Raw genomic sequence first — 13,604 nt, 5'->3', positions numbered from 1 at the left:
GTATGAATAGTGTATCTAAAAATAAAAAAATGCAAATGGAAATATTAGATGTTCCCAAAATTACAAATACAGCAAGATCACACGAAGAGGCAAGAAGAAAAAAAGTAGTAGCTCCTACAGAAGTTAGAAGAAAACTTTCCAGAACTGCAGGGCTAGATAAAAAACTTATAAAAACGGTTATGTTTTATATTGTGATTATAACGTCAGTGGCATTATTAAGATCTTTTGTTGGATATGATGTTGCAAGTTTAGGGAAAAAAATACAAAAAGAAGAGAATAAATTAAAAGAATTAAAAAAAGATGTTGCAAGATTAGATAATGAATTTATTAATAGTGATAATTTAAAAATTCAGGAACAAAAAGCAAAGGAACAAGGTTTTTCTTTTCCAAGTGATCCTACATATATAGATTTGGGAAAATAGTGCTAAAAAAATATAGCATAATTAATTGTGTTATATTTTTTTTATTTAAGGAAGTAGTATAAATATAGGAATAAAAACTTGACAATAATTAAAAAAATTGGTAACATAATAGATATAATGACTAATCAGTCAACTTGAAAAATCTTATCTATTAATGGGTATTATGATTAGTTAAAAAAATAATTTGTGAAGGAGGTTATATCTTGGCAAAAGAAGTTTTGGAAAAGATTAAAAGTGCTGAAGTGGAGTCAGATCAGATTATTGCTGATGCAAATGAAAAAGCAAAGAATATTTTGAAGGATGTTGATCAGAAGATAAAAGATGATGGCGATAAAATAATTTCTGAAGCTAAAATTGAAGCACAAAATCTGGAAAAACATTCAATAGAAGAAGCTGAAAAAAAAGTAAACTCTCTTTTAAGTAGTGAAAAAGAGAATATTAACAGTATTCTGAATATTGATGAGAAAAAAATAGATGAAGTTGTCAATTTGTTGGCAGAGAGGATTGTGAAATAATGGCAATAGTTAAAATGAGCAAATTTGAATTGGTTGTTTTCGCAGAACAGAGAGCTAAAGTATTAAAGGCACTTCAAAAATTTAAGGAAGTAAATTTTGTAGACATTAAGTTGCATGATGAAAATGGAGAAATAGATAAGGATGCGGTTGAAGGTGTTTCAAAATATGTAAATAATGAAGAATTGACACATATCGATGAAAGACTTTATCAGTTAAGCAGCGCAATTTCTCTTATTAAGAAGTATGATGAAAGAAAGACACGTTTAAGGGATATTATTCATGGAAATGAAAATTATACTTTTGATACATTGTCTAAAAAAGTACTGACTTATGACTGGAAAAAAGTTACTTCAGAATTAAATTCAATTGGAGTGAAGTATTCACAAATAAAATCTGAAATTTCTAAAAAATATGCACGATATGATGAGATTGATTTGTGGGAACGGCTAGATGTAAATCCTATGGAATTAAAGAAATTGAAAAAGGTAAATACATTTCTTGGAACGATACCGTTAAAATTAAAGGGTGAATTTATTGAAGGCATTTCTAAACTTGATAAAACTTATTATGAAGAACTTAAAATAGTAAAAGATGAAGTTTATTATCTTGTAATTTCAAGTATAGATGAAAGTGAAAAGGAAAAATTGTCTGAAGTTTTTAGAAATAGCAGTTTTGGTGTGGAAAATCTTGATATTGATGCAGTTCCGCAAGACTATAAAAATGAATTGCAAAAGGAAATAGGTGAGCTGAAAAAGCAAAAACGTAAACTGAAGGCTCAAATTAAGACTTATAGTGAAGATTTGACTGATTTACAGGCGGTTTATGAATATATGCAAAATAAAAAACTGCGTATTGTGGAATCAGAAAAATTGGCACAAACTGAAAATACTGTTTTAATAAAGGGATGGATTCCTACGGAAAAAGTTCAGGAATTTGAAAAAGTTGTAAAAGGTGAAACTGGAAGCAGTTATTATTTGACGTTTGAAGAAGCGGAAAGAGATGATGCGACAGTGCCAATAAAATTGAAAAATGGAAAAGTTGCGAGTGTATTTGAAAATTTAACAGGGATGTATGCTTATCCTAGATATAATGAAATTGATCCGACACCGCTGTTTACACCATTTTATATCTTGTTTTTTGGAATGATGGGAGCAGATGTAGGATATGGACTCGTTTTGCTGCTTGCAACAATGTTTGTCTTGAAAGTGGTAAACTTAAGTTCACAAATGAGAAAATCGGTTAAATTTTTCTTTTATCTAAGTTTTTCAGTTATTTTCTGGGGAATTTTATATGGTTCATATTTTGGAGCAGAAATACCTGGAATGTGGCGGCTTATAAATCCATCAAAAGAATATAATACTTTATTAATTGGTTCGATTGTATTTGGAGTAGTTCATATATTTATTGGATTGGCAATAAAGGCGTATATGCTTATTAGAGATGGTAAGGCATTGGATGCTGTTTATGACGTGTTATTCTGGTATATGGCACTTATGGGCGGAATGGCTTATTTAGTATTTAAAATGAAAAATTTATCGCCTGCTGTAACAAGTGTGTCAATGTGGATTATGATTATTGGAATGGTTGGAATCGTACTTACTGGTGGACGTGATGCTAAGGGAGTTGGAGCAAAACTTGGAGGAGGGCTTTATAGCCTTTACGGAATCTCAAGTTATGTTGGAGATTTTGTGTCTTATTCAAGACTTATGGCTTTGGGACTTTCTGGTGGATTTATTGCGTCGGCTATAAATATGATCGCTGGAATGATTAGCGGAAGCTGGGTTGGAATGATATTTATTCCAGTAATATTGCTAGGTGGACATTTATTTAATATGTTCTTGTCTTTCCTTGGAGCTTATGTTCATACTTCAAGACTTATGTATGTTGAATATTTTGGTAAGTTTTATGAAGGCGGAGGAAAGCCGTTTAAAGATTTTAGAACAGAAAATAAATATATAAATCTTGATGATTAGTTTTTTGATTTTCAAGAAAATTAAGTTTAATAAAATTATTAATAAATAAAAAAATTAGGAGGAAATAAAATGAATTTTTCACAGTTTTTAGTACAAAATGGAGGAATCGTAATGGCGACATTAGGTGCGGCATTAGCGACATTATTAGCAGGAATTGGATCAGCAAAAGGTGTAGGAATCGTTGGGGAAGTAGCATCAGGACTTATGAGTGAAGAACCTGAAAAGTTTGGTAAATCGTTAGTATTGCAATTATTGCCAGGTACACAAGGATTATATGGATTTGTTATCGGACTTATGGTGTTAGGAAAATTAAAACCTGAAATGCCAATACAAACTGGATTAGGAATTTTAATGGCTTGTTTACCAATCGCATTTGCAGGATATGGATCAGCTATTGCACAAGGTAGAGTTGCAGCTTCTGGTATTAGCTTACTTGCTAAAAATGAAGAACAAAATACAAAAGGTATTATTTATGCGGTAATGGTTGAAACTTATGCATTGTTAGCATTCGTTGTTTCAATTATGTTATTGGCAAAATTCTAGTTTTATTTTATAAAAGAAATAAAAAGAATTAAATATGGCATAAAAAGCAAAGAAGGAGTAAATATGTCTAATTTAGATAATTTAACATCAAAAATATTAGCTGATGCTAAAGCACAGGCAGACAAAATTGTAAAAGATGCACAGGAAAAGGCGCAACATAAATATGATCTTGAAATAAAAAAAATTAATGCAAAAAAAGAAACTGTTCTTGAAAATGCAAGAAGAGATCGTGAACTTCTTTCTGAAAGAATTAAGTCAAGCGCTAATTTAAAGGCTAGAAATAAAAAACTGGAAGCAAAGCAGGCTGTAATTGATAAAGTTATAGATAAATTAAAAACAAAACTTGTTAATATGGATGAAAAAAAATATATTAATTATTTGAATAAAAATATTGATAAAAAAACTATAACTGGGAAAGAGCTAATTGTAAAAAAAGAATTTGTGGGAAAAGTTAAAAAGGAATTTCCAGGTGCAAAAGTAAAGGGAAATGAGTTTGTAACTTCAGGATTTATTATTGAAGAAAATGGGATTCAGGAAAATTACACTTTTGAAGTGAAATTGGACTTTATGAGGGATGAACTGGAAGTTGAAATTTCAAAACTTTTATTTTCATAACAGGTTTATTTTATAACTAGAAAGCTGAATAATAAAAAATTAATATTTTTAGTATAAATTAAAAAATAGGTCTAACATAAAAATAAATTGAGAGTTAATTGTAAAAGTAAAAATTAAAAAGCTGAAAAATAATAACATTTAAATGATAAAAAAATAAAAAATTAAATGCTGTATCAGTAAAAATTATAACTTTGTACATGCGACTAAAAAATGAATCAGTAAAGGGAGAAAAAGATGGATAGAATGGATTACGGACAGAGTGTCGTAACTATTAGGGTACTGGAAAAGAGGCTTTTAACTAGAAATAGACTGGAAAGAATGATAGAAGCCGAAACTCCCGAAGAAGTGCTAAAATTATTGGGAGAAACAGAATATTCTCAAGATATGGCTGATATTCATGGTAGTCAAGATTATGAAACAATACTGAAAAGGGAAACAGAGCGGGTATTTTCAATTGTGAGAAAAATGGTTAAAAATACTGCGATTGTTGATATTTTATCTTTGAAGTATGATTATCATAATTTGAAAGTATTACTAAAAAGTAAAATAACAGGAAAAGATTTTTCAAATTTGCTTATGCATGCGGGAACAATTGATGCTGGAAAATTTAAAACAAAATTTGAGCTGCAAAGTAATGATTTGCCAAGGGAAATAATAGAGGCAATTGTTGAAGTTCAAAAAGATTTTGAAGAAAATCATAATCCGCAAAGAATTGATATACTTGTAGACAAGCATTACTTTAGAAATTTATCACGTTTAGCAAAAGAAATTGATGTAAAAGTTATTACTGATTATGTTGAAGGATTGATTGACTTTCAGAATATGATAACTTTGCTTAGAGTTCAAAAGCAAAACCGTGATGCGAGATTCTTGGAAACTGTTATTTTTGAAGGTGGGACAATTTCAAAAAGTAAAATTGTCGCTTCAATAAATGATAATATAGATACTATTTTGAATAAGTTCAAGAAAGAAAAATTGGGAATGTATCTGGCAAAAGGGTTAGAAACATTTAGTGAAACAAAAAGATTATCGGAACTTGAGAAAATTTCTGATAATTATTTAATGGAATTAAATAAAGAATCAAAATATGTTGTATTTGGACCAGAACCGTTATTTACATATCTAGTTGCAAAAGAGCGTGAAATTAATGCAGTCAGAATGATAATGGTAAGCAAGATTAACAACATAAGTTCGGATAAAATAAGGGAAAGGTTGCGTGAAACTTATGCATAAAATAGGTGTAGTTGGAGATAAGGATTCTATTTTATCATTTAAGGCATTGGGAATTGATGTGTATCCAGTCATTACAAAGGAAGAAGCCAGAAGTACAATTGATGAAATGGCAAGCAATGACTATGGCATTATCTTTGTAACAGAGCAAATTGCCACATTAGTTGAAAATACTATTGAAAGATACAATCGTGAAGTGCTTCCAGCTGTTATTTTGATTCCGAATAATCAGGGAAGTCTAGGAATTGGACTTAAAAAGATAGACGAATACGTTGAAAAGGCAATAGGATCGAACATATTTTAGATGAAAGGAGAAATTCATTGAAAACAGGAAAAATAATAAAAGTATCTGGGCCTCTTGTTGTTGCAGAAGGTATGGAAAATGCCAATGTGTATGACGTGGTAAGAGTTTCAGAGAAAAAATTGATAGGTGAAATTATTGAAATGAGAGGCGACCAGGCTTCTATTCAAGTATATGAAGAAACATCGGGAATTGGACCAGGAGAAGAGGTTTTCACAACTGGAGAGCCTTTAAGTGTTGAATTGGGACCTGGGCTTATTGAAGCGATGTTTGACGGGATTCAACGTCCGTTAAAGGAATATCAGGAAATAGCAGGGGACTTTTTGGATAAAGGAGTAGAAGTTAAACCTTTAGACAGAAAGAAAAAATGGGAATTTGAACCTGTTTTATCTGCTGGAGCAACTGTTGAAACTGGAGATGTTTTGGGAACTGTTCAGGAAACTTCTGTTGTAAATCATAAAATTATGGTGCCGACTGGAATTAAAGGGACTTTGAAAACTATTAAAAGTGGAAGTTACACAGTAGTTGACACAATTGCAATTATTAAAACTGAAAAAGGTGATGTAGAAGTTCAAATGATGCAAAAATGGCCAGTAAGACGTGGAAGAAAATATAAACAGAAATTAAATCCAGAAGCACCATTAATTACAGGACAAAGGGTAATTGATACATTTTTCCCTGTAACTAAAGGTGGGACTGCTTGTGTGCCAGGACCTTTTGGATCTGGAAAAACAGTTGTGCAACATCAAATGGCTAAATGGGCAGATGCTGAAATTATAGTTTATGTAGGGTGTGGAGAACGTGGAAATGAGATGACAGACGTTCTTATGGAATTTCCAGAAATAATTGACCCAAAAACTGGACAATCATTAATGAAAAGAACTGTGCTTATAGCAAATACTTCAAATATGCCGGTTGCAGCCAGAGAGGCAAGTATTTATACAGGGATTACAATTGCAGAATATTTTAGAGATATGGGATATTCTGTGGCAATAATGGCTGATTCTACTTCAAGATGGGCGGAAGCACTTAGGGAAATGTCTGGACGGCTTGAAGAAATGCCAGGAGATGAAGGATACCCAGCTTATTTAGGTTCAAGAGCCGCAGAATTTTATGAAAGAGCAGGAAAAGTAATTTGTCTTGGACAAGATGGAAGAGAAGGAGCATTGACAGTTATTGGAGCAGTTTCACCTCCAGGTGGGGATATTTCAGAGCCGGTATCACAGGCTACACTTCGTATTGTTAAGGTGTTCTGGGGATTAGATGCGAATTTAGCATATAGACGTCATTTCCCTGCGATTAACTGGTTAAATTCTTATTCATTGTATCAAGCAAAAGTTGATAATTGGATGAATCAAAATGTAGGACCTGAGTTTTCTAGAAATAGAGCCCGTGCAATGTCATTGCTGCAAGAGGAAAACAGTTTGCAGGAAATTGTTAGATTAGTTGGTAAAGATACTTTATCAGAAAAGGATCAGCTTAAACTGGAAGTTGCAAAATCAATAAGAGAAGATTATTTGCAGCAAAATGCGTTTATGGAATCAGATACTTATACTTCGCTTGAAAAACAGGATAAAATGCTTGATTTAGTATTGAAATTTTATGATGAAGGGTTAAGAGGGCTTGAAAATGGCGCTTATTTAAATGAAATTGTAGCAATGCCAGTGAGAGAAAGAATTGCGAGAGCAAAATATTTGCCTGAAGCTGAATTAAATAAAATTGATGAAGTGGCAAAGGAATTGGAAAAAGGAATAGATGAACTTGTAAATAAAGGAGGTGTAGCAAATGCTTAAGGAATATAAAACTATTAAGGAAGTTGTAGGACCATTGATGATGGTTGAAGGTGTTGAAGGAATCAAATATGAAGAACTTGTTGAAATTGAAACTCAAAAGGGAGAACTTCGTCGTGGGCGTGTGCTTGAAGTAAATGGAGATAAGGCTGTCGTTCAATTATTTGAAAATTCAGCTGGAATTAACCTGAAAGATTCAAAAGTTAGATTTCTTGGTAGACCACTTTCACTTGGAGTGTCTGAAGATATGATTGGACGTGTATTTGATGGACTTGGACGTCCAAAAGACAATGGACCAAAAATTATTCCTGAAAAGACATTGGATATTAACGGAACAGCTATAAATCCAGTTGCCCGTGATTATCCGTCAGAATTTATCCAAACTGGAGTTTCTGCAATTGATGGGCTAAATACTCTTGTTAGAGGACAAAAATTACCAATATTCTCTGGTTCAGGACTTCCACATGCAGAATTAGCACTGCAAATCGCGAGACAGGCAAAAGTTTTGGGAACAGATTCTAAATTTGCGGTAGTATTTGGAGCGATTGGGATTACATTTGAAGAAGCTCAAACATTTACGGAAGATTTTATAAAAACTGGGGCAATAGATAGAGCAGTATTGTTTATGAATTTGGCTAATGATCCAGCAATTGAGCGTCTGTCTACACCAAAAATGGCACTTACTTGTGCAGAATATTTGGCATTTGAAAAAGGAATGCATGTACTTGTAATTTTGACTGACTTGACTAACTATTGTGAAGCATTGCGTGAAGTGTCGGCGGCAAGAAAAGAGGTTCCAGGAAGAAGAGGATATCCAGGATACTTATATACTGACTTGTCAACAATTTATGAAAGAGCGGGAAGAATTAAAGGGCGTGAAGGATCAATTACGCAAATACCTATTTTAACAATGCCTGAAGATGATAAGACTCACCCAATTCCAGATTTGACTGGATATATTACGGAAGGGCAAATAATCTTATCAAGAGATTTATATAAACAAAATTTGATGCCTCCAATTGATGTTTTGCCGTCACTTTCAAGATTGAAGGATAAAGGAATTGGAAAAGGGAAGACAAGGGAAGATCATGCGGACACAATGAACCAATTATTTGCGGCTTATGCAGCTGGTAAAGAAGCTAAAGAATTGGCTGTAATTTTGGGAGAATCAGCATTGTCTGAAACTGATAAGGCATTTGTTAAATTTACGACTGCATTTGAGGAACAATATGTGGCTCAAGGGTTTGATAATAACAGAACTATTGAAGATACATTAAATTTAGGATGGGATTTACTAAAAATATTACCAAGAACAGAGTTGAAAAGAATTAGAGATGAATATTTGGAAAAATATTTACCTGCAGGAGATGAATAGACTATGGCAAGATTAAATGTAAATCCTACAAGAATGGAGTTAAGCCGTTTAAAGACACGTCTAAAAACTGCTAAAAGTGGACATAAACTGTTAAAGGACAAGCAAGATGAACTTATGCGGCAATTTATTATTTTGGTAAAACAAAATAGAAAGTTACGTGTAGAAGTTGAAGGAAAGTTACAAGATTCATTTAAGGATTTTCTTCTTGCAAGGGGAGTAATGTCTGATGAAATGCTGGAAAATGCCATTGCCTATTCAGAAGATAAACTTTCTGTAAATATAGAAACTAAAAATGTAATGAGTGTAATTGTGCCTCAAATGACTTTTAATAAGGATATGGAAAGTAGGGAAGTAAACTATCCTTATGGATATGCTCAAACTTCTGCTGACCTAGATGACGCTGTTGACGGCTTAAATCAAGTAATGAAAGATTTGCTTGAACTGGCGGAAATAGAAAAGGCTTGTCAGCTTATGGCAGATGAAGTGGAAAAGACAAGACGTCGTGTAAATGCACTGGAATATATGACAATTCCACAGCTTGAAGAAACAATCCGTTATATCCAGATGAAACTTGATGAAAATGAAAGATCAAGTATCACAAGGCTTATGAAGGTTAAGGATATGATGGCTGAAAAAGCATAAATTTAATAATACTTATTTAAATAATAGATTTTTTAGCAAGGGGTTAAGCCCCTTGTTATATAATATTTCAAAAAAAATAGAGCCGTTTAAATTACGACTCTTTTTATATTTAATATTATTTTTTCAATAATTTTCAATCTAAACATTGGATTTATTGAATAATTAATTAATATTTTATTTTAAATCTTTTATATATTTTTTTACAAAATCCTGAATATCAGCCTTATCAATCACATCTGAAAATCTAATTTCAGAATTTCTAACTTCAGTCAATTTTTCGGGAAATTTCACTCCAGTAATTTCTGAAACTTCATCCAAAATTGTATATGGCTCTTTTGTGTCATCCAATCCTAGTGCTTTTGCAATTGGAGTCGGGAATTTAAATGGATGGGCTGTTGACATTACTACTGTGTGAATATTTTTATCTAAATGTTTTTCGTCTAATTTTTCATAAACAGAATAAGCAACTGCCGTATGTGGATCCATCAAATAGTGATAGTTTTCATAAATTTCTTTAATTGCACTTACAGTTTCTTCATCATTTGCAAATTCTCCGTAAAATTCAGTTTGAATATTTTTTAGTTCTTCATCGCTTACCGACAATTCTTCGCCCGAAAGCAAGTTTTTAATTAATTCGCTTACTCTCTTGCTATCTTCATTTAACGCATAATATAAATATCTTTCAAAATTTGATGAAAGAAGAATGTCCATTGATGGCGAATTTGTTGCATAAAAGTCTCTGTTTTTGTTATATGTTCCTGTTTGGAAAAAGTCAGCTAAAACTTTGTTTTTGTTTGAAGCTGAAATAAATTTTTTGATTGGTATTCCAAGTTTTTTTGCAATAAACCCTGCTAAAATATTTCCAAAATTTCCAGTTGGAACTACTACATTAAATTCTTCCCCAGCTTTAATTGTCCCAGCATTTACCAAATTTACATAAGTTGACACATAATATATAACTTGCGGGAATAGTCTTCCAATATTTATTGAATTTGCACTTGAAAACATAACATCGTGTTCATTTGCATATTTTTTAAATTCTTCACTTGAAAAAATTACTTTTATGGCGCTTTGAGCATCGTCAAAATTTCCGTTAATTGCAACGATTTCCACATTGTTTCCAAGCTGTTTTCTCATTTGTTCTTCTTGCATTGGACTAACTCCATTTTTTGGATAAAAAACGACAATGTTAATTCCATCAACATCTTTAAATCCTTCAAGTGCTGCTTTTCCAGTATCTCCAGAAGTTGCTGCCAAAATTAAGATTTTTTTGTCTTCTTTTTGTTTTTCCTTACTCAAAAGAAGTAAATATGGGAAAAGTGATAAAGCCAAATCTTTAAACGCCAATGTTCTTCCGTGAAATAATTCTCCAAAGCTCACTTTATCATTTAATTTGTGAACTGGAACAATGTTTTTATTGTTAAAAGTTGTGCTGTTGTAGGCATTATTTATAGCAGTTTTTATTTCTTCGTCTGAAAATTCTGTAAAAAATAATTTTATAATTTTTTCTGAAATTTCTTGATAAGATAAGTTTTTTAATTCATCATAAGTCAATTTTACATCTGGCAATTTTTCTGGAATATACAATCCTCCATCTTCACAAAGTCCATGAAGTGCCGCAAAAGTGGAACTTTTTACATTACTGGGATTAATTTCTCTTGTACTTTTATAGTTCATAATATACCTCTTTCTATTTTTCTTTTTTTATCATTTTTTATATAGAGTAATTATACTATTATTTTTTATAATATGCAAGATTAGTGAAGAAAAAACATAAGATTCTCATTTTCTTTTAATAAATTTATTGTATAATTTAAATGAAAGATAGAATAAGTATTTATTAAATTAAGATGGAAGGGTGTGTTTTTTATGAAAAAAATATTTTTAATTTTATTGTTGTTATTTTCCGTTGTGGCATGTGAATTAGAAGATGCACAAAGGGCATATAATAATGGAGAATATATAAAAAGTGTATCTCTTACTTTAAGTTATTTTGAGAAACATCCAAACAAAGTTGAAAAAATTAAACCGAATGTTAAAAATGAAATTATGGAAAAATTTTCTAATATTGTAAATCGTTATAAGACAGAAGCTGGAAGTAGTGATTTGAGGGAAAAACAAGATGGTTATGAAGGACTTTATGGAATTTATGTGTTGTTTGATACTTATTCTCAATCTTCAAATTTTACTGATTTTTTGTCAAAATATGATGGCGATGAGCTTTTAAGTGAAATTTATAAAATTATAGATAAACGTATAGAATCAAGAAACTTGGAAAGTAAAGATTTTGGAGATATTATTTCAACACTTGATAAATACTATGGTAATATTATTAATTATACTAAAAATTTAAATAAAATAAAAAATGTATCTAAAAGCAAAATATTAAAATATGAATCTGTATTAAAAAAAATATCTCAAGTTAAAGCTGATAAATTTATAGAATATGCTAATACAAAAGAAAAAGTTGGAGAATATCGTGATGCGCAAAAATTAAATGAAGCAGCACAAAAAGTTTATGGAAAATATGAAAGAAATTACAAAAACGTATATACAAAAGCTATAGAATTAAAGGAAAAGGCTGATTATCAAGAAGCAAATGAACTTTATCAAAGTGCTTTAGTTAAAATTTCTTACGCTCGAACTAAAAAGGATTATAGGGAAGCAATATATACTTTTAGGAAAGCACAAAAAATTGTACCTAATTTTAGAGATACAGAAAGCAAAATTAAAGAATATTTTGGGGAAGCCTATGTAAAATATCATATTTTTGGCTGTAATGATACTAAAGTTTATAGTTATTTAAATGATTATTTATCAGGAATTGGAGTTCTTACAAATTCTAGTGAAGCTGAAGTCAAAATAAATTGTAGAGTTACAGATAATTACCAAGTTTTCACATATCCTAGCCAAATAAGAAATTTATCTGAAGTAAAAAACATTATAAATAATGATGCGCAAATAGTGAGAAAAGAATTTAAATTTCAAGAAAGTATAACTAAGTCGGTTGAAAAACTAAATTTAAGTTATGAAATAGAACTTTTTGGACTCGTAAATAAAAGTTATTCAAGCAGTTCAAATAAGCAGCATGAAATAAATTCTTTGCAATATTTAGGAGATGTGCCGTCTGATTATTTAAACAAAGATAAAATTGAAAAACTTTGGGGAGAAAGTGAAATGAGAAAAAAAGCCTATGAAAATTCTTCACTTTATAATGATCTTAAAAATATAGCTAAAGAATTAGAAAGATTATGATTATTGATAAATTCAAAAATAAATTTTTAATCTTTTTGTTTTTAACTTTATTGATTATTAAAAAAATTATTTAATATTTTCGAGATTTCAAAATTGGAAAATTTTATTTTTATGTAATGCTTGTATTTTTCTCTTGAAAATGGTATTATAATAATAAAACTAGTTTAAGATTGAATTTAAATGGAATAATGTATTTAAATATTAATATCATTTAATTTATTGGATGATTTAAAATTCGATGAGGAGGGAAGTCAGAATTGAAAAGCAGGATTGAAGAACAAAATGGAAGAGTGATAAATAGAAATGTAGCTTCCAGTAGGGTAAAAAAGGATGTGGAATTAAATAAAGATAATTTGGAAAATGAATCTAAAGTTAAAAAAGAAGAAGTATTAAAAAATATGCTAAAAAATGTGGATGATGAGATGAAAAGGGAAGAAATCATACATATGCTGCTGGAACAAAAAGTTTCAAAAGTTATAAAGGAAGAAGAAAGTGAGAAGAAACAGTTTTCATATAAAGTTTTAAATTTTGTAGGAAGTGGAAAATTCATTGCTTTTATGGGGATATTTTTGTTGGCGTGGACTTTAATAGATGTTATTTTTCTTTTAGCAGATAAGTTTAATCCATATTCATTTGTTATAATGAATGTGATTTTGTCGTTTGTAGTATTGATTTTTTGTTCACTTATTGTTTTTAATCAAAATAAAAAAAAGAAAATGGATAGAAGAAAATCTGAAAATGATTATAAAGTTAATTTAAAAAATGAAATTATAATTGAAGATTTACATTATAAACTGGATGACTTGATTGAAAAACAAGATAAGATAGCAAAACGTGTTTTGGAGCTGGAAAAGAAGAAAAAGGCTGTAGCTGCAAAGGGTAACAAGGAATATAAATTTATTGATATTTCAGAAGGTGAAAAGAAAAATAAATAGGTTAATTC

Annotated in this window: 13 protein-coding genes; 12 read left to right on the top strand and 1 reads right to left on the bottom strand. The window is 30.4% G+C overall.

The annotated features are described in order from the left end of the window. Window positions 1–2: 2 nt before the first annotated feature. The 10 genes from HW276_RS07070 to HW276_RS07025 all read left to right on the top strand — a co-directional run bounded on the left by HW276_RS07070 (window position 3) and on the right by HW276_RS07025 (window position 9,406). Window positions 3–422 (top strand): cell division protein FtsL, encoded by a 420-nt coding sequence (locus tag HW276_RS07070; RefSeq protein ID WP_178937942.1) that lies wholly within the window; start codon window positions 3–5, stop codon window positions 420–422. A gap of 203 nt (window positions 423–625) precedes the next feature. Further along, window positions 626–937 (top strand): hypothetical protein, encoded by a 312-nt coding sequence (locus HW276_RS07065; RefSeq protein WP_178937941.1) that lies wholly within the window; start codon window positions 626–628, stop codon window positions 935–937. After that, window positions 937–2,910 carry a V-type ATP synthase subunit I gene (locus HW276_RS07060; protein WP_178937940.1) on the top strand — a complete coding sequence of 658 codons (1,974 nt, stop codon included), beginning with the start codon at window positions 937–939 and terminating at the stop codon, window positions 2,908–2,910. The genes HW276_RS07065 and HW276_RS07060 overlap by 1 nt, the downstream gene beginning before the upstream one ends. Before the next feature lie 69 nt (window positions 2,911–2,979). Further along, window positions 2,980–3,453 (top strand): V-type ATP synthase subunit K, encoded by a 474-nt coding sequence (locus HW276_RS07055; protein WP_018499629.1) that lies wholly within the window; start codon window positions 2,980–2,982, stop codon window positions 3,451–3,453. A gap of 63 nt (window positions 3,454–3,516) precedes the next feature. Then, window positions 3,517–4,068: a V-type ATP synthase subunit E gene (locus HW276_RS07050; RefSeq protein WP_147003848.1), complete on the top strand. Its 552-nt coding sequence runs from the start codon at window positions 3,517–3,519 to the stop codon at window positions 4,066–4,068. A 234-nt stretch (window positions 4,069–4,302) separates the two neighbouring features. Next, entirely contained in the window at window positions 4,303–5,301 is a 999-nt protein-coding gene (locus tag HW276_RS07045) for a V-type ATP synthase subunit C (RefSeq protein WP_178937939.1), read from the top strand. Then, window positions 5,294–5,602, top strand: a complete 309-nt coding sequence (locus HW276_RS07040) for a V-type ATP synthase subunit F (protein ID WP_021746909.1) — start codon at window positions 5,294–5,296, stop codon at window positions 5,600–5,602. Before HW276_RS07045 ends, HW276_RS07040 begins: the two co-directional genes overlap by 8 nt. 17 nt (window positions 5,603–5,619) lie before the next feature. Continuing rightward, entirely contained in the window at window positions 5,620–7,392 is a 1,773-nt protein-coding gene (locus HW276_RS07035; protein ID WP_178937938.1) for a V-type ATP synthase subunit A, read from the top strand. Continuing rightward, window positions 7,385–8,764: a V-type ATP synthase subunit B gene (locus tag HW276_RS07030; RefSeq protein WP_147003845.1), complete on the top strand. Its 1,380-nt coding sequence runs from the start codon at window positions 7,385–7,387 to the stop codon at window positions 8,762–8,764. The genes HW276_RS07035 and HW276_RS07030 overlap by 8 nt, the downstream gene beginning before the upstream one ends. Window positions 8,765–8,767: 3 nt before the next feature. Next, entirely contained in the window at window positions 8,768–9,406 is a 639-nt protein-coding gene (locus tag HW276_RS07025) for a V-type ATP synthase subunit D (protein WP_147003844.1), read from the top strand. Between the two features lie 174 nt (window positions 9,407–9,580). Here the strand turns inward: HW276_RS07025 and thrC are convergent, their stop codons facing one another. Continuing rightward, window positions 9,581–11,083 carry a threonine synthase gene (gene thrC / locus HW276_RS07020; protein WP_178937937.1) on the bottom strand — a complete coding sequence of 501 codons (1,503 nt, stop codon included), beginning with the start codon at window positions 11,081–11,083 and terminating at the stop codon, window positions 9,581–9,583. A gap of 192 nt (window positions 11,084–11,275) precedes the next feature. Here thrC and HW276_RS07015 point away from each other — a divergent pair, with 192 nt between their 5' ends. After that, window positions 11,276–12,661 carry a hypothetical protein gene (locus HW276_RS07015; protein ID WP_178937936.1) on the top strand — a complete coding sequence of 462 codons (1,386 nt, stop codon included), beginning with the start codon at window positions 11,276–11,278 and terminating at the stop codon, window positions 12,659–12,661. Between the two features lie 257 nt (window positions 12,662–12,918). After that, window positions 12,919–13,596: a DUF1003 domain-containing protein gene (locus HW276_RS07010; protein WP_178937935.1), complete on the top strand. Its 678-nt coding sequence runs from the start codon at window positions 12,919–12,921 to the stop codon at window positions 13,594–13,596. The last annotated feature ends 8 nt before the right edge of the window (window positions 13,597–13,604 follow it).

The organism is Leptotrichia sp. oral taxon 417 (assembly GCF_013394865.1).
Classification (GTDB): Bacteria; Fusobacteriota; Fusobacteriia; order Fusobacteriales; family Leptotrichiaceae; genus Leptotrichia; species Leptotrichia wadei_A.
This window is presented reverse-complemented; position numbering and strand designations above follow the sequence as displayed.